Raw genomic sequence first — 16,343 nt, 5'->3', positions numbered from 1 at the left:
GTGATCGGGTTGCTCTTGTGATCGGGATCGAACGGAAGCCCGCGCCTTCGCGCGGGCTTCTGCATTCCGGCGGCCGCCTGTACCTGCTGCCGCGCGACCTGCTGACCGGTGGCGACGCGGCGGCGGCGGTGGCCGACGGCTCGGCGCGGCCCCTGGCCGGCGGGCCGGCGGCGTTCCGGGCGGTCGACCTCGTGGTGCGCTCGGCGGCGTCGGCGACATTGACCCGGGTAAGCCTGCCGGATCTCGCCGATCTCGACATTCCCGACCTGCCGGCGCGCCTGGAGCGGTTGACCGCCCGGCGGCCGCTGGCCGACGCGGCCGCGGGTCCGCTGCTCATGGGGATCGTGAACACGACCCCGGACAGCTTCTATGACGGCGGCCGGCATCCGGGCCCGGGCGCTGCGGTCGAGCACGGCATGCGGCTGGCGGAGGAGGGCGCGGCGATCCTGGACGTCGGCGGCGAGTCGACGCGCCCCGGGGCCGACCCGGTCCCGATGGACGAGGAGATCCGGCGGACCGAGCCGGTGGTCCGGGCGCTCGCCGCGGCCGGGCACCGGGTCTCGATCGACAGCCGCAACGCCCCGGTCATGGCGGCGGCGCTGGATGCCGGTGCCGCCTGGGTGAACGACGTGTCCGGGCTGGCCCACGACCCGGGCGCCGCCGCCCTGGTGGCCGGGCGCGGCTGTCCGGTGGTGCTGATGCATATGCGGCGCGACCCCAAGACCATGCAGGTCGAGCCGCGCTACGACTGCGCGCCGCTGGATGTCTACGACGAGCTGGAGGCGCGGTTGATGGCGGCGGTCGGGGCCGGGATCGCCCGCGACCGGATCCTGCTCGACCCGGGATACGGCTTCGCCAAGAGCGTGCGGCACAACCTGGAGGTCACGGCGTGGCTGGCCCTGCTGCACGGCCTCGGCTGCCCGATCCTGTTCGGGGCGTCGCGCAAGAGCTCGATCGCGGCGTTGTCGCGTGGGGAGCCGGCGGGCGAGCGGCTGCCCGGCTCGCTGGCGCTGGGGCTGGCCGCCGCTGCGCGCGGCGCCCAGGTGCTTCGGGTCCACGACGTCGCCGAGACCGCGCAGGCGCTGGCGGTGCAGCGCGCATTGGACGCCGTCGACCGTTAGGGCCTTGGCGGCGCCGGCGCCCGGGCGAACAGCGCGGCGGCCGCGGCGGTCAGGTCCAGGGCTGCGCAAACGAACCACGCCATCGAATAGTCGCCGGCGACGTCGCGCAAATGTCCGATGCCGAGCGGCGCGAAAGCATAGGTGAACTGCGACCCGGCCATCACGAGGCCGACCGCCTGGGTGAACGCGCCGGCCCCGACCTCGCGCCGCAGGATCAGGCTGGGCAGGGTTATCAGGTTGCCGACGCCGAGTCCGAAGGCGGTGCAGGCGGCCAGCGTGGTCAACGGTCCCGGCAGGGTCGCCAGGGCGGCGAGGGCGGCGGCCTGTACCCCCAGCGTGGCCGCCATGGCGAGGCGCGGGTCGATCCGGTCGACCACCAGGCCGGTGCCGACCCGTCCGACGATGGCGGCGCCGGTCGTCAGGCCGACCGCCAGCGACAGCACCTCCGGCGTGAGCCGGGGTGACAGAAAGGCGACCTGATGGGTCAGGACGCCGACCTGGGCGAACAGGCCGATCGCCGAGGACAGCAGGACGGTCCACAGAGAGCGGATTCGCAGGAGTTCGCCTGTCGACGTCGCCGGTCGCGTCGTACCGCAGCCGTGCCGCCCCGGTGCGGCCGCCCCGCCGTCGGGGGCCAGGCCGAGCCGGGCCGGCGTGGTGCCGAGGTACAGCATCGCGGCGGGCCATAGTGTCGCGACCATCGCCAGCACGACCAGGCCCACACCCAGGGTGAAGCCGAGCCGATCGACCGCCAGGATCATCAACGGGGCGACGATCACGCCGCCGCAACTGGCGCCGTTCAGGGCCAGGCTGATGGCGATGCCGAGCCGCCGGTCGAACCACGGCGCCACCAGGGCATTCACCATGACGCCGCTCATGGTCGCCCAGCCCAGGCTCATGGCCAGGAACGCCGGCCAGAGCTGCCAGATCTCGGTCGTCCGGGTCAAAGCGACGACCGCCGCGCCCATGGCGGCGCTGCCGGCCAGGAGAACCTGGCGCTCGCCGAAGCGGGCGATCAGCCGCGGCACCGTCGTGAGCATGACGGCACCCAGCAGGTAGTAGCCGGTGACCGCGGCGCCGACGGTCCCGGTCGACCAGCCACGGGTCTGTGCCAGGGTCGCCAGGTAGACGCCGCTGCCGTAGAACCCCAGGCCCCAGCCGAACATCGCCACCAGGAAGGCGGTCGCGACGACTTTCCAGCCGTGGAACAGGGGACGGCGAGGCAAGACGGCGGTCTCCCGTGGCTCCAGGCCCTCGACGAAAGCTTGGTCGCAGCCTAACCAGCGCGCGGCAAACTGCTTGGTGCCAATCGGCCTTTTGGGCTGGCTCCATCGTGCACCAATGGAGGCTCGACGGGTCGCCGGCCACGGTCGGATCGGATATAAGCGTCGAGGAACCGGACCGGGGTGGTTAGAGATGGTTGGCAGGCGGTCGGCGGACGGAGCGTCGGCATGAGCGGCGGAACGGCGAGGCGGATCGCCGGGCGGGTGTTGATCGTCGCCGGCTCGGACTCCGGCGGCGGCGCCGGCATCCAGGCGGACATCAAGTCGGTGACCGCGCTCGGCGGCTTCGCGATGACCGCGGTCACCGCCCTGACGGCGCAGAACACCGAGGGCGTGTTCGGGGTTCACGAGGTGCCGACCGAGTTCATCCGGCAGCAGATGGAGCTGGTGATCGGCGACATCGGCGTCGACTGCGTGAAGACCGGGATGCTGCACTCGACGGCGGTCATCGAGACCGTGTGCGACGTCCTCGAGGCGCGGCTGCCGAACGTTCCGGTCGTGGTCGACCCGGTGATGGTCGCCAAGGGCGGACACCCGCTGCTCGAGCCGAGCGCGATGGGCGCGCTGAAGACCCGCCTGATAAGCCGGGCGGCCGTGCTGACGCCCAACGTCCCGGAGGCCGAGCTGCTGACCGGCATGACGATCCGGGACGAGGATGCCATGCGCCAGGCGGCCGAGCTGCTGCTGACCTTCGGCCCGCGCGCGGTGCTGCTGAAGGGCGGCCACATGAGCGGTCGCGACGTCGTCGACCTGCTGGCCAGCGAGGACGGCGTCGAGGCCATCCGCGGGCCGCGCATCGAAACCCGGCACACCCACGGCACCGGCTGCTCGCTGGCCTCGTCGATCGCCTGCGGCCTGGCGCAGGGACTGAGCCTGACCAAGGCGATCCGCCGGGCGCGCAACTACGTGCTGACCGCGATCGCGACGGCCCCCGGCTGGGGTCGTGGGCACGGCCCGCTGAACCATGTCCACACGGTCCGCCCCGAGGCCTGAACCGGCAGCCCTACCAGCAGCGTTTCCGTGTCTGTCCGCAGCCGAGTTCGGTGGCGACGCGGTCGATCGCGGAGTCGATGCCCTCCGGGACCATCCGGCCGCCCATCGGCGCGCTCAGGCTCGGGCCGCGCACGTCCAGAACCGGACCGTCCGCCGCCTCCTCGACCACCGCGTAGGCGAATACGGCGAACAGGCATCCGGTCGGCGCGATCAGACCGACCAGGCCGCGGGCCGGCAGCGGCCCCGTGGTGCCGTCGATCAGCCGGTCACGCCCGGGGGCATCGGGGGCGGTCTCGGCCAGCCAGGCGTCGAGCGTCAGGGACGGGCGGTCCGCGGCCACCAGGGTGTAGGCCCGCAGCACGCCGTCACGGCCGAGTAGGGTTGGGGTGAGGACCAGGGGGTGTCTGACCATGCAACGCATGCGGCGACGCTAACCGGAACGTCGCGCCGGCGGCTTTGATGCACCTCAAAACGCGAGCCGCGGCTATAGCACCGCGCGGTCGAGCGACGGGTCGCGGGACAGGGTGCCGGCGATCAGGTCGAGGCCGCGTTGCACCGCCGCGGTATCGGCCGGTTTCCCGAGGGCCAGGCGGACATGGTCGCGGCCGGCGCCGGGGGCGGCCGCGAACACCGGCCCGTCGGCGACGGTGACGCCACGTTCCACCAGGGCGGCGGCGGCGGTGCCGCGCCAGGGCTCCGGGACCGCCAGCCAGAGGTGCGGGCTGGCGGCCGGGGCCGGCGCCAGCCAGTCACCGAGCCGAGCCCGGGCGAGGGTGCCGCGCGCCGCCTGCTCGCCGCGCTTGGCCTCGGTCAGCCGCTCGGCGGTGCCGTCGTTCAGCCAGCGCACCAGGATCTCGACCGTCAGCGGGGGGACCATCCACACGGTGTCGCGCAGCCCGCCGAGCAAACGGGTCAGCATGGCGGCCGGGGCATGCAGGGCGCCGACCCGCAGGCCCGGCGCCAGGTGCTTGGAGGCCCCAGTCACGTAGATCGCGTGCTCGGGGATCCGGGCGGCAATCGGCACCGGCCCGTGCCCGCTGGCGGCATCGTCGGCGAAGGCGCGGTAGATGTCGTCCTCGACCAGCGTCAGCCCGTGACGTTCGACGATGGTGGCGACCGCGTCGCGGCGAGCCTCCGGCAGCACCGAGGCGGTCGGGTTCTGCAGGGTCGGGATCAGGAACACGCCCTTCGGGCGGTGCTGGCGGATCGCGGCTTCCAGCGCCTCCGGGACGATGCCGTCGTCGTCCATGTCGACGCCGACGACCCGGAGGTGCCGGGCGGCGGCGACGCTCTTGAAGCCCGGGTGGGTCAGGCGCTCGCACAGCACGATGTCGCCGGGCGCGAAGGCGGCGGACAGCGCTACCGCGATGCCGTGCTGGGCGCCGGCGGTGACCAGAGTGCGCTCCGGTTCGGCGGGCAGGCGCATGCCTTGCAGCCAGGCGGCGAGCGCCGCGCGGTGTGCCGGGCGCCCGCCGCTCGGATCGTAGCCGGCCAGCGGTGGGGCGCGGTTGTCGCCGGCGATCTCGGCCAGGGTGCGGCGAAGGGCGGTCTCGGCATCGTCCTGCCGGGGCGGGAAGTTCAGGCCGAAATCGATCGGGGCGTCGTTGTCGGCGACCTGTTCCCAGGCGCGGATGCGCGGATCGCGCACGAAGGTGCCGCGGCCGATCTCGCCGTCGATCAGGCCGCGGGCCGTCGCCTCCTTGTAGGCGCGGGTGACGGTGCCGACGGTAACGCCCAGCCGCCAGGCGAGGTCGCGGTGGGTCGGCAGGCGCGTGCCCGGCTTGAGCGCCCCGCTCTCGATGGCGTCGGCCATCGCTTCGGCGATCGCGCGGTAGCGCGGGCCGGTGCGGCGGTCGAGATCGGGGAGCCATTCCGTCATGGTGACAATGTTCCGCTTGATCGAACTTTGCCCATACAATATCGATGACATTGATTATGACAATTCAAACATTGTCATAGAAGCAATGACCGAAGGGGCGAGTGATGACCGAAGCCATCGGACTGACCGAATTGGAGCGGGCGGCCGAGGTCGTGCACGCGGTGATGCCCGCGACCCCGCAGTACCGCTGGCCGCTGCTGTGCGAACGGGCCGGCTGCGAGGTCTGGGTCAAGCATGAGAACCAGACGCCGGCCGGCGCCTTCAAGATCCGCGGCGGCATCGTCTACATGGACGAATTGCGCCGGGCGCAGCCGGCTGTGACCGGCGTGATCGCGGCGACCCGCGGCAACCACGGGCAGTCGGTGGCGTTCGCGGCGACCCGTGCCGGGCTGACTGCCACGGTGGTGGTGCCGGAGGGCAACTCGGTCGAGAAGAACGCCGCGATGCGGGCGTTCGGCGCCGAGCTGATCGTGCACGGCCACGACTTCCAGGAATCGCTCGAGCACGCGATCGCGCTGGCCGAGGAGCGCCGCCTGCACATGGTGCAGAGCTTCGATGCGAAGCTGGTCGCCGGGGTCGGCAGCTACGGGCTGGAGCTGTTCCGCGGCGTGCCCGACCTCGACGCGGTGTACGTGCCCGTCGGCCTCGGTTCCGGGATCTGCGGGGTGATGGCGGCGCGCGACGCGGTCGGCTCGAAGGCCGAGGTGATCGGCGTGGTGGCGGCCAATGCCCCGGCCTACGCGCTCAGCTTCGAGGCCGGCAAGCCGGTGTCGACCAACACCGCCGACACCATGGCGGACGGCGTCGCCTGCCGGGTGCCGGTCCAGGGCGCGCTCGACGCCATCCTGAAGGGCGCGTCCGGCGTGGTGCGGGTGACGGAGGACGAGATCAAGGCCGCCATGCGCCACTACTTCACCGATACCCACAACGTCGCCGAGGGGGCCGGGGCCGCGCCGCTGGCCGCCCTGCTCAAGGAACGGGACCGTTGGCGGGGTCGCAAGGTTGGCCTGGTCCTGTCCGGTGGTAATGTCGACCGCACCGTCTATCAGGCGGTCCTGCAGGAAGCCGACAGCGGCGCGACGAACTGAGCGAAATGGGGATGTGATGACCGAGGAACTGTTCCGCGAGGACGCCTATCTGAAGAGCTGCGACGCGACGGTGACCGCCGTCGGCGAGTCCGGCATCGTCCTCGACCGGACCGTGTTCTATCCGACCGGCGGCGGCCAGCCCGGCGACAGCGGGACGCTGACCCGGGCCGACGGTACCGCGGTGCCGATCGTCGACACCCGCAAGGCCGACGGCGGCATCGCCCACGTGCCGGCCGAGGGCGCCCCGACCCTGGCGGTCGGCGACAAGGTCGCCGCCACCCTCGACTGGGACCGGCGCTACCGGCACATGCGGGTGCACACCGCCCTGCACGTGATGTGCAGCCAGGTCAACGGCGGCGTGACCGGCGGTCAGATCGGCGACGGCAAGGGCCGGCTCGACTTCAACCTGGAACCCGAGAACATCCCGGACAAGGACGCCCTGACCGAGCACCTGAACGGGATCATCGCCGCCGACCACCCGGTGTCGATCTCGTGGATCACCGACGCCGAGCTGGAGGCCAACCCGGAACTGGTGCGCACCATGTCGGTGAAGCCGCCGATGGGCGCCGGCCGGGTCCGGATGATCCGGATCGGCGACGCCGTCGACTACCAGCCCTGCGGCGGCACCCACCTGAAGTCGCTCGGCGAGATCGGCCGGATCGAGATCACCAAGATCGAGAACAAGGGAAAGCAGAACCGGCGCATCAACCTGGCGCTGGTCGACTAGCACCCGCCGCCCCGTGGGTCCCGGATCGTCCGCTGCACGGCCGTCCGGGATGACGACGGGGTAGGGACCTAAACTGACGTCATCCCGGCCGTAGCGGCGCAGCCGCGGAGAGCCGGGACCCACCAAGCGACGGGCGGCAGCATCGCCGTGCCGAACGGAGAAGCCGTGCCATGACGCTGACTTACGAGACCGTGGACGTGTTCACCGATACCGCGTTCGGCGGCAACCCGCTGGCGGTGGTGTTCGGGGCCGAGGGCCTGTCGACCGAGGCGATGCAGCGCATCGCCCGCGAGTTCAATTACTCGGAGACCACCTTCGTGCTGCCGCCGGCCGACCCGGCCAACACGGCACGCGTGCGGATCTTCTCGGGCAAGCGCGAGATGCCGTTCGCCGGCCACCCGAACGTCGGAACCGCCACTGTCCTGGCCTGGCGCGGCGAGGCGTTCGGCCGGAAGCTCGGCGACCGGCTGGTGTTCGAGGAGATCGCCGGCCCGGTGCCGATGGCGGTCCGCTCGGAGGGCGGGCGGCCGGTCGGGGCGATGCTGACCGCGCCGGCGGCGTTCTCGACCGGTGTCGAGGCCAGCGTCGAGGAGGTGGCGGCCTGCATCGGCGTGAGCCCGGCCGAGATCCGAACCGATGCGCATCGCCCGATCGTCGCGTCCGGCGGGCTGCCGTTCCTGGTCGCCGAGCTGGCCGACCGGGCGGCGCTGGAGCGGTCGTCCCCGGACACCGGGGCGTTCGGCTCGGCGCCGACCGTGGTGCCGCACGGCGCCATCCTCTGCTATGTGCGCACCGGCGGCCCGAACACGGGCGGTGTCGACGAGGTCGACATCCGCGCCCGCATGTTCGCGCCGATCCGCAACGTCGCCGAGGATCCCGCCACCGGCAGCGCCAATGTCGCGCTGATGGGGCTGCTGGCGTCGCTGCGGGCCGCGCCGGGCACCCTGGTCCGGCGGATCGCCCAAGGCGTGGAGATGGGCCGGCCGAGTCTGCTGGAGGGCGAGGCCGACTGGGCCGACGGCAAGGTGACGGCGATCCGCATCGGCGGGCGCTGTGCGCCGGTGATGCGCGGCCAGCTGCTGGCGTTCTGAGGGAGACGACGATGGTACTGAGCTACGAGACGGTGGACGTGTTCACCGAGACCGCGTTCGGCGGCAACCCGCTGGCGGTGGTGACCGGCGGCGAGGACCTGACGACCGAGGCGATGCAGGCGATCGCCCGCGAATTCAACACCCCGGAGACCACCTTCGTGATGCCGCCGGCCGACCCGGCCAACACCGCCCAGGTGCGGATCTTCACGCCGGCGATGGAGCTGCCGTTCGCCGGCCATCCGAACGTCGGCACCGCGACCATGCTGGCCCGCCGCGGCGAGCTGTTCGGGCGGCCGGTCGGCGACACGGTGCGGTTCGAGGAGGCGATCGGCCTGGTCGGCCTCGACATCGTCCGCAGCAAGGGAGAGGCGGTCGGCGCGGTCCTGGCCTCGCCGGCGATGCCCGAGGTGAAGGAGCGGTTCGACCCGTCGGCGGTAGCGGCCGCGGTCGGCCTGCCGGACACCGCGATCGTGGTCGCCCGGCACGCGCCGGTGCACGTGGCGATCGGCGCCGTCCTGCTGATCGCCGAAGTCGAGGACCTCGACATGCTGGCGGCGGCGCGCGGCGATGCAGGCCTGCAGGTCAAGCACCTGGGCGAGGCGGCACCGCCGCTGGTCTATCTCTATACCCGCGAGGACGCCGGGGCGGACTTCCTGCACATCCGCTCCCGCATGTTTGCGCCGCGCGCCGGCATCCCCGAGGACCCGGCAACCGGCGGTGCCGCGGTCGCCATCGCCGGGCTGTTCGCGACCCTGAGGGACGGCAGCCTCGACCTGGTGATCGACCAGGGTATCGAGATGGGGCGGCCGAGCCGGCTCGACGTCCGGCTGATCCGCGACGGCGGGGCCGAGCGCATCACCGTCGCCGGGCGCTGCGTGCCGATGATGCGCGGCGAGCTGCTGGCGGTTTGAGGGAGGCCGGGATGGCTCTGACCTACGAGACCGTCGACGTGTTCACCGACACCGCGTTCGGCGGCAACCCGCTGGCGGTGGTGTTCGGTGCCGAACGGTTGTCGACCGCACGGATGCAGGCGATCGCCACCGAGTTCAACTACTCGGAGACCACCTTCGTGTTGCCGCCGCAGAACCCGGCGCACACCGCGCAGGTGCGGATCTTCACGCCGCGTATCGAGGTGCCGTTCGCCGGCCACCCGAACGTCGGCACCGCCACCGTCCTGGCCCGGCGCGGCGCGATCTTCGGGGCGCCGGTCGGCGACCGGGTGGTGTTCGAGGAAGCCGCCGGCCTGGTGCCGATCGCGATCCTCCGCGACGGCGGTCGGGCGGTCGGTGCCACCCTGACCGCCCCGCAGCCGTTCCGGCGCCTGGGCGGGGCCGACGTCACCGAGGTCGCCGCCTGCCTCGGCCTGCGGCCCAGCCAGATCCGCGAGGACCGCCACGTACCGGTGGTCGGGACCGTCGGCCTGCCGTTTCTGCTGGTCGAGCTGGCCGACCGGGCGGCGCTGGAGGCGGCCCGACCGGTGACCGCCGCCATCCGGTCGTCGACGACGGTGGCGCCGGTCAAGGACATCCACTGCTACGTCCGAACCGGCCCGGGACACGGCGACGACTTCGATTTGCGGACCCGGATGTTCGCGCCGCTCGACGGGGTGCCGGAGGACCCGGCCACCGGCAGCGCCAACGGTGCGCTCGCCGGCCTGCTGGCGGAGCTCGACGGCCCGGCCGACGGCACCCTGAAGCTGCGGATCGCCCAGGGCGTGGAGATGGGGCGGCCGTCCGAGCTGCTGGCCGAGGTCGACCGCACCGCCGGCGCCACCACGGCGATCCGCATCGGCGGGCGCTGCGTCGCGATTCGCCGCGGCGAGGTGACGGCGCGCCTCTCGTAGACGTTCGTCGAGCCTGCCGACTCGGCCGAATCCGCTGCTGTCATGCGATTGACCATGGCGTGTAGACGCCGTTTTAATTGCACGACAAGATCGCGTTCATGAGCGAACACGGATTCAATTCACGGGGCCTGTCCGCGGTGGTCACAGCGGTGGTGTCGTGGGGCGTGCTGATCGTCATCAGCCGCGTCCTGGTCGCCGGCTACGGGCTGAATCCCTGGGTGCTGTCGTTCATCCAGATGGCGGTCGGCGGGGCGGCGATGATCGTCGCCGCCGGCCCCGGGCGGTTCCCGCTCAAGGCGATGCGTCACCCGCACACCTGGGTGTACGGCAGCCTGCGGGTGCTGACGGCGGCGACGCTCACCGCGGCGCTGGCCTACGCCACCTCCGCCGAGATCTCGGTGCTCAGCGCCCTGTTCATCCCGATCGGCATCCTGCTGGCCTGGGGGCTGTTCGGCCGGCGGCCGGGCCCGGCGGATGCCCTCGGCTCGCTGGTCGTCCTGGCCGGCATCGCCGGCGTCGCGGCCGGGCTGCCGGGCGGACTGCTCGGCACCGCGGCCACCCTCATGGTGATCTCGGCCGGCGCCACCGCGCTCGGCACCGCGATCGCCGAGATGCACCCGGAGAACCGCGGCGACGATCGCAAGACCCGGTTGCGCCTGACCGGGGCGGCCATGCTGGCGACCGCGGTGCTGATGCTGGCGGCGGCGATGGCGGCATCGCATCTCGATCCGGACGGCCTGGTGGCGGCCCATGTCCCGCTGGAGGCGGCGGCCGACCCGCGGGTCTGGATCGCCGGCGTGCTGGTCGGGGTGCTGGTGCGCGGCCCGTCGACCTACTTCACCTTCCGGGCGATCCGGCTGGTCGGGTCGGAGAACTACCTGATGGGGGTGGCGCTGATGCCGGCCCTCAACCTGTCGGGCGAGTTCCTGGCAGCGTCGTTCGGGCTGCTGCCGGCGCCGGCGCTGTCGGGGGCGACCCTGGCGGCCGGCGCGCTCGGCATCGCCGGGGCGGTCGCCATCGCCACCCTGCGCTGGCGGGCCCGCGCTGCCCAGGCGGCGTGAGAGCGTGAGAAAGTATTCCAGCACGGCCTGCGCCGGTTTCCCGTGTCCGCCCGCCAGGAGGCTGGCGCAGCGCGATGCGGGGCATCGGGCAAGCCAGCCGACGCCGCGGACGGGCACGGGAAACCGGCCCTTCGGGTCGCGTCAGGAAGCCCGCCGACGGCGTCGCGACGGCTCGCCGATGCGCCGCCTCGCCCTCGCCGCCGCTCCTGGCCGGCGGGCTTCCTGACGCGACGCAGACCATGCTGGAATATTTTCTCACGCTCTGACTGTCGGTCGCGACCGGATCTTCAGTTCCGGCGCACTCCCTCCTATGATCCCGGCCGCTTGGCATGGATCGACAGGACGAGGACGCGATGACCACGCTGAAGGTGGCGGTGATTCCGGGCGACGGGATCGGCTGGGAGGTGGTACCCGAAGGGCTGAAGGTGCTGGAGGCGGTCGGCCGCAAGCACGGCCTCGACTACGCCTTCACCGAGTACGACTGGGGCTGCGAGCGGTTCCACAAGACCGGCCGGCTGATGCCGGAGGACGGGCTGGAGCGGCTCAAGGAGTCGGACGCCATCTTCCTCGGCGCCGTCGGCTTCCCGGGCGTGCCCGACCACGTCTCGCTGTGGGGCCTGCTGATCCCGATCCGGCGCGAGATGCACCAGTACGTCAACCTGCGGCCGGTGCGGATGATGAAGGGCATGAAGTGCCCGCTCGCCAACCGCGGCCCGGAGGACATCGACTTCTGGGTGATCCGCGAGAACAACGAGGGCGAGTACTCGGAGATCGGCGGCCGGCTGAACCGCGGCACCGACCGCGAGATGGCGATCCAGGAGACCGTCATGACGCGGCACGGCACCGACCGCATCATGCGCTACGCCTTCGACCTGTGCCGGCGGGTCGGCAAGCAGAAGGTGACCTCGGCCACCAAGTCGAACGGCATCATCCACACCATGCCGTTCTGGGACGAGCGCTTCGAGGCGATCGCCGCCGAGTACCCGGACCTGAAGACCGACAAGTACCACATCGACATCCTGACGGCGCACTTCGTGCTGCACCCGGACTGGTTCGACGTGGTGGTCGGCTCCAACCTGTTCGGCGACATCCTGTCGGACCTCGGCCCGGCGGTCGCCGGCTCGATCGGCATCGCGCCGTCGGCCAACATCAACCCGGAGGGCGACTACCCGTCGATGTTCGAGCCGGTGCACGGCTCGGCCCCGGACATCGCCGGCAAGGGCATCGCCAACCCGATCGGCCAGATCTGGTCCGGCGCGATGATGCTGGAGCACCTCGGCCACCAGGCCGCGGCCGACGACATCGTCAAGGCGATCGAGACGGTGCTCGAGGGCGCCGGGCCGAAGACCCCGGACATCGGCGGTCAGGCGACCACCAAGGATCTCGGCGACGCTATCGTGGAGGCCCTCAAGTGACCGGTGCCGCCATTCCCGGCGCCCGCTACTTCGAGGACTTCGCGGTCGGCGACGTGATCGAGAGCCAGTCGGCCACGCTGACCGAGAGCCAGATCATGGACTTCGCCCTGGCCTGGGACCCGCAGCCGTTCCACGTCTCCAAACCGGCGGCCGAGGCCTCCATGTTCGGGGGCCTGATCGCCAGCGGCTTCCACACCCTGGCGCTCACCTTCCGGCTGTTCTGGCAGGGCGGGCCGATCCAGCACACCAACCTCGGCGGGCTCGGGCTCGACAACCTGCGCTGGCCGAAGCCGGTGCGGCCCGGCGACACCCTGCGGGTGACCGTCGAGGTGCTGGAACTGCGCCCGTCCTCGTCCAGGCCGTTCGGCCACGTCCGCCTGAAGTACACGACCCGCAACCAGCACGACGAGACGGTGCTGACCGCCGAGCTGCTGCATCTGGTGGCGAAGCGGCCGGGGTGACCGGCGCCCGCCGCTTCGTGGATCCCGGCTCTTCGCTTCGCTACGGCCGGGATGACGTCAGGGGGGGTGGCGCGACTCCCTACTTCTTGACGTCATCCCGGGCGAGCGGCGCGAGACCCGGGACCCACCCGCCGCTTCGGCGCATCAATACCGACGACCCGCCAAAGAGGACCCCGATGGTCGAGTACGTCTCCCAGGATGGCCTGCACCGCTACCCGGTCGACACCCCGATCTGGCGCTGCCCGGCGACCGGCCAGCCGGTCGACCTGACACCCGGCGACGGGCTCGATCCCGGCGACATCGTCGCGTCCGACTTCTCGCTGTGGCGCTACGGCAAGGCGATCCGGGTGCCGGCCGAGGGCCGCGTCTCGCTCGGCGAGGGGCTGACGCCGCTGGTGGAGACGGCGCTCGGCGGCGGCCGGCCGCGCATCAAGTGCGAGTACCTGGCGCCGTCCGGTTCGTTCAAGGACCGCGGTATGGCGGTGCTGGTCAGCTACCTGAAGGCGCACGGCGTCACCGAGGTGATGCTGGACTCCTCCGGCAACGCCGCCGCCTCGCTGGCCTGCTACGCCGCCGCCGGCGGGCTGCAGGCCCGGCTGATGGTGCCCGGCTACACCTCGCCGGCCAAGGTCGCGCAGATCCGGGTGTACGGCGCCGAGGTCGAGCTGGTGCCCGGCACCCGGCAGGACTGCGCCGCCGCCGCCCTGAAGCTGGCCGAGGACGGGCTGTTCTACGCCAGCCACAACTGGCAGCCGTTTTTCGTCGAGGGTACCAAGACCCTGGCCTTCGAGATCTGGGAGCAGTACGGCTTCGCGGTCCCGGACAACGTCGTCATCCCGGTCGGCTACGGCAGCAACCTGATGGGCTGCCACCTCGGTTTCGCCGAGCTGCTGAAGCGCGGGGCGATCGCCCGGGTGCCGCGGCTGTTCGCCGCCCAGCCGGCCAACTGCGCCGCCCTGCACGCCGCCTTCGCGGCCGGCGGGGCGGTCGCGATCGAGGCCAAGCCGACCGTCGCCGAGGGCATCGCCAACAGCAAGCTGGTGAGGGTGCCCGAGAACCTGGCGGCCCTGCGGGAGACCGGCGGCGGCACCGTGGCGGTGGCCGAGGAGGCGATCCTGCCGGCGATGCATGCCTTGGCGCGCCGCGGCTTCTTCGTCGAGCCGTCGAGCGCGGTCGCCGGCGCCGGCTACCGGGCGCTGGTCGCCGACGGCACGATCGCGGCCGACCAGGAGACCGTCATCGTGCTCACCGGCAACGGCCTGAAGAGCGCCGACGCGCTGGTGGGGTAGCGCCCACACCTTCTCTCCCCTCATCCCGGACGGCGCGCAGCGACGATCCGGGACCCATGTCCGGACCGTCGGGTCCCGGGTCGCGCTTCGCACGCCCGGGATGAGGGGGAGAGGGGGACCTCCCGACTCCCCCTGACGGTCGATCCGGAGTACACTCCGCGCCCGCTCACCGGATCACCGGAAACGATTTCCGCATGGCTCTGCCCCAAGGCTTCCTGGACGAGCTTCGCGACCGCGTGTCGGTCTCGAGCGTGGTCGGGCGGCGCCACCAGCTGATCCGCAAGGGCCGCGAGTTCGTGTCGCTGTGCCCGTTCCACAGCGACAGCAAGCCGTCGCTGAACATCGTCGACGACAAGGGCTTCTACCACTGCTTCGCCTGCGGGGCGCACGGCGACGTCATCAAGTTCGTGATGGAGTCCGAGGGGCTCGGCTTCATGGAGGCAGTCGAGCAGCTCGCCGCCCAGGCCGGCCTGGACGTGCCGAAGGAGACCCCGGAGGAGCGCCAGAAGGCCGAGCGCAAGCGCACCCTGCAGGACGTGGTCGACCTGGCCTGCCGCTGGTACGAGCGCCAGCTCCACACCGCCGCCGGCGACACCGGTCGGCACTACCTCAAGGATCGCGGCCTGAAGGACGACACCATCGCCCGGTTCCGCCTCGGCTGGGCGCCGGAAGACCGCAAAGCCCTGCAGCGCGCCATGAAGGCCGAGGGCGTCGAGGTCGACGTCCTGGTCGAGGCCGGGCTGGTCAAGCGCTACGACGACGGTCCGCGGGCCGGCGAGACCGGCGATTACATGCGCGGCCGGGTGCTGTTCCCGATCACCGACCGGCGTGGCCGGGTGATCGCGTTCGGCGGAAGGGTGCTCGGGGACGGCCAGCCGAAATACCTGAACTCGCCGGACACCCCGCTGTTCCACAAGGGCCGGGTGCTGTACGGCCTGGCCCAGGCGCGCGAGGCGGCCCACAAATCCGGCACCCTGGTGGTCGCCGAGGGCTACATGGACGTCATCGCCCTGGCCCAGGCGGGGATCCCCGCCGTCGCCCCGCTCGGCACCGCGCTGACCGAGGACCAGATTGCCGAGCTGTGGAAGATCGTGCCGGAGCCGATCGTCTGCTTCGACGGCGACACGGCCGGGCAGCGCGCCGCGGCGCGGGCCTGCGAGCGGGCGCTGCCGATGCTGCAGCCGGGACACTCGCTGCGCTTCGTGGCCCTGCCCGAGGGCGAGGACCCGGACAGCCTGACCCGGCGCGACGGCCCGGCCGGCTTCAACAAGCTGCTGGAGGCGGCGGAGCCGCTGGTCGACCGGCTGTGGGCGATCGAGGCGGCGGCCGGCGCGACCGACACGCCGGAACGCCGCGCCGATTTCTGGCGCCGCCTGCGGGACCGGGTGAAGGCGATCGCCGACCGCACCGTTCAGCAATCCTACGCCGACGAGGTCGAGGCCCGGATCGCCGCCATGCGCCGGCCGCCGGAGCGGCGGTTCGAGCGAGGGGCGGCGCGCGGCTCGTTCCGCGGCGGCAAATGGTCGCCCCCGCCGGTCGAGCCGAGCGGCAGCCGGGCGGCCCGGGCCCGGGTCGACATGGTCCTGGGGCGCCGGCAGCAGCAGCTGATCCTGGCCACCGTGATCCACCATCCCGGCCTGCTCGACGAACTGGGCGAGACCCTTGCGCATCTCGAACTGGATGACCAGTTTCTTGACAAGTTGCGGCGCGAAATCCTAGAGATCACCGAGGCGGATCCGGACCTTGACGCCGCTGGCCTCGCGAGCCACCTGAAAGCGCTGGGCTACTCGGACACGGTGAACGGCTTGCTGGGGGCGGAAGCGCTCTCGCATGCAGCGTTTGCGCGTCCGAGCGCTACGCATTCGGAGGCCCGCGCCGGGCTGATCGAGTTGGTGTCGCGGGTCGGGCGGGGACGGCTCGAGCGCCAGCTGGCCGACGCCCGTCGCGACGTCGAGGAGACGATGGACGAAACGAGCTGGAACCGGCTCCTGGGGCTGCAGCGGGCGCTGGCGGCCATCACGGTCGGTGCCTCGCTCGAGGATGCAGGATGACAGCGACGCCGGACCCGGCGCCGGCGAGGAAAGAAAGTCGA

At 72.1% G+C, this 16,343-nt stretch carries 15 protein-coding genes; 12 read left to right on the top strand and 3 right to left on the bottom strand.

Going from position 1 to position 16,343, the window contains the following annotated elements; all coding sequences use genetic code 11:
* Positions 1 to 17 precede the first annotated feature (17 nt).
* On the top strand, positions 18 to 1,121 hold the full coding sequence (folP, locus tag IE246_RS26845) for a dihydropteroate synthase (RefSeq protein ID WP_189995588.1): 1,104 nt from the start codon (positions 18 to 20) through the stop codon (positions 1,119 to 1,121).
* On the opposite strand, the gene IE246_RS26840 is transcribed toward folP, so the two are convergent.
* The gene (locus tag IE246_RS26840; protein ID WP_189995586.1) at positions 1,118 to 2,347 is read right to left on the bottom strand and encodes an MFS transporter; all 1,230 of its coding nucleotides are present in this window, start codon (positions 2,345 to 2,347) and stop codon (positions 1,118 to 1,120) included. The two genes, folP and IE246_RS26840, sit on opposite strands and share 4 nt — an antisense overlap.
* A 225-nt stretch (positions 2,348 to 2,572) precedes the next feature.
* Between IE246_RS26840 and thiD the strand changes: the two genes are divergently transcribed.
* Positions 2,573 to 3,397, top strand: coding sequence for a bifunctional hydroxymethylpyrimidine kinase/phosphomethylpyrimidine kinase (thiD, locus tag IE246_RS26835; RefSeq protein WP_189995584.1), 825 nt, complete (start codon positions 2,573 to 2,575; stop codon positions 3,395 to 3,397).
* Between the two features lie 10 nt (positions 3,398 to 3,407).
* Here thiD and IE246_RS26830 read toward each other — a convergent pair whose 3' ends face one another.
* Complete coding sequence (locus IE246_RS26830; protein ID WP_189995582.1) at positions 3,408 to 3,809, bottom strand: hypothetical protein; 402 nt, start codon at positions 3,807 to 3,809, stop codon at positions 3,408 to 3,410.
* 72 nt (positions 3,810 to 3,881) lie between these two features.
* Positions 3,882 to 5,276 carry an aminotransferase-like domain-containing protein gene (locus IE246_RS26825; protein WP_189995580.1) on the bottom strand — a complete coding sequence of 465 codons (1,395 nt, stop codon included), beginning with the start codon at positions 5,274 to 5,276 and terminating at the stop codon, positions 3,882 to 3,884.
* A 104-nt stretch (positions 5,277 to 5,380) separates the two neighbouring features.
* Between IE246_RS26825 and IE246_RS26820 the strand changes: the two genes are divergently transcribed.
* The 10 genes from IE246_RS26820 to dnaG all read left to right on the top strand — a co-directional run bounded on the left by IE246_RS26820 (position 5,381) and on the right by dnaG (position 16,302).
* Complete coding sequence (locus IE246_RS26820; RefSeq protein ID WP_189995578.1) at positions 5,381 to 6,364, top strand: threonine dehydratase; 984 nt, start codon at positions 5,381 to 5,383, stop codon at positions 6,362 to 6,364.
* A 16-nt stretch (positions 6,365 to 6,380) separates the two neighbouring features.
* Positions 6,381 to 7,091: an alanyl-tRNA editing protein gene (locus tag IE246_RS26815; protein ID WP_189995576.1), complete on the top strand. Its 711-nt coding sequence runs from the start codon at positions 6,381 to 6,383 to the stop codon at positions 7,089 to 7,091.
* Between the two features lie 170 nt (positions 7,092 to 7,261).
* Entirely contained in the window at positions 7,262 to 8,182 is a 921-nt protein-coding gene (locus IE246_RS26810) for a PhzF family phenazine biosynthesis protein (RefSeq protein ID WP_189995575.1), read from the top strand.
* Between the two features lie 11 nt (positions 8,183 to 8,193).
* On the top strand, positions 8,194 to 9,093 hold the full coding sequence (locus IE246_RS26805; RefSeq protein ID WP_189995573.1) for a PhzF family phenazine biosynthesis protein: 900 nt from the start codon (positions 8,194 to 8,196) through the stop codon (positions 9,091 to 9,093).
* Positions 9,094 to 9,104: 11 nt separating this feature from the next.
* Positions 9,105 to 10,025, top strand: a complete 921-nt coding sequence (locus IE246_RS26800) for a PhzF family phenazine biosynthesis protein (protein ID WP_189995572.1) — start codon at positions 9,105 to 9,107, stop codon at positions 10,023 to 10,025.
* Between the two features lie 98 nt (positions 10,026 to 10,123).
* Positions 10,124 to 11,086, top strand: coding sequence for an EamA family transporter (locus IE246_RS26795; RefSeq protein ID WP_189995571.1), 963 nt, complete (start codon positions 10,124 to 10,126; stop codon positions 11,084 to 11,086).
* Between the two features lie 353 nt (positions 11,087 to 11,439).
* Positions 11,440 to 12,501, top strand: coding sequence for a tartrate dehydrogenase (locus tag IE246_RS26790; RefSeq protein ID WP_189995570.1), 1,062 nt, complete (start codon positions 11,440 to 11,442; stop codon positions 12,499 to 12,501).
* On the top strand, positions 12,498 to 12,962 hold the full coding sequence (locus IE246_RS26785) for a MaoC family dehydratase (protein WP_229837532.1): 465 nt from the start codon (positions 12,498 to 12,500) through the stop codon (positions 12,960 to 12,962). The genes IE246_RS26790 and IE246_RS26785 overlap by 4 nt, the downstream gene beginning before the upstream one ends.
* Before the next feature lie 176 nt (positions 12,963 to 13,138).
* The gene (locus IE246_RS26780) at positions 13,139 to 14,251 is read left to right on the top strand and encodes a threonine synthase (RefSeq protein WP_189995569.1); all 1,113 of its coding nucleotides are present in this window, start codon (positions 13,139 to 13,141) and stop codon (positions 14,249 to 14,251) included.
* Positions 14,252 to 14,445: 194 nt separating this feature from the next.
* Complete coding sequence (dnaG, locus tag IE246_RS26775; RefSeq protein WP_189995568.1) at positions 14,446 to 16,302, top strand: DNA primase; 1,857 nt, start codon at positions 14,446 to 14,448, stop codon at positions 16,300 to 16,302.
* Positions 16,303 to 16,343 lie beyond the last annotated feature (41 nt).

This window comes from Thalassobaculum fulvum, assembly GCF_014652915.1.
Lineage (GTDB): Bacteria > Pseudomonadota > Alphaproteobacteria > Thalassobaculales > Thalassobaculaceae > Thalassobaculum_A > Thalassobaculum_A fulvum.
This window is presented reverse-complemented; position numbering and strand designations above follow the sequence as displayed.